Source organism: Mycetohabitans sp. B3 (assembly GCF_021498065.1).
Classification (GTDB): Bacteria; Pseudomonadota; Gammaproteobacteria; order Burkholderiales; family Burkholderiaceae; genus Mycetohabitans.
Window position 1 is genome coordinate 1 of record NZ_JAHLKN010000123.1, and the last position, 664, is coordinate 664.

Genomic DNA, 664 nt, shown 5'->3' on the forward strand with positions numbered 1-664 from the left:
ACCAGCCGCTTATCCGAGCCCTCACCGGTTGCCAGCACCACCGCATCACGCACCTGCGGATGCGCCATTAAGCACGCTTCGATCTCACCCGGTTCAATGCGAAAGCCGCGAATCTTCACTTGCTCATCGTTGCGCCCCACAAACTCCAAATTACCGTCCGGTAAATACCGCGCCACATCCCCGGTCTTATACAGCCGTGCACCCGCGTCATCGGAGAACGGATCCGGTACAAAGCGCTCAGCGGTCAGCTCGGGGCGGTTCAGATAGCCGCGTGCCACCCCCGCGCCACCAATATACAACTCGCCGACCACGCCTAACGGCACCGGCTGGCCGTGCGCATCGAGCAGATAAACACGCGTGTTCGCAATCGGCCGCCCAATCGAGACCTCACCGCTGAAATCACGTGCACCACGCCATGCTGTGGCACAAACGGTCGTCTCCGTGGGACCGTAGGCATTAAAGACCGTGCCTTGTTCAGATAAATCTCGAACCAACGTTGCACTGGGTGCTTCACCTGCCAGAATCAGCGTCAAGGGCGGACCAAAGCTGGCCAACTCTGCGCCATGTTGAAGCAGTGCAGGCGGTAAAGTCGCGTGTGTAATCGCATGGCTTGTCAAATAGTCCCGCAGAGCATGCCGATCCTGCCGGGCCGCCTCGGGTGGCA

The 664-nt window shown here is 59.9% G+C and carries 1 protein-coding gene; it reads right to left on the reverse strand.

Annotation, left to right across the window (positions count from 1 at the left end):
- On the reverse strand, nt 1–664 hold a 664-nt coding region (locus tag KQH55_RS15875; RefSeq protein WP_235091646.1), incomplete at both ends, for an AMP-binding protein.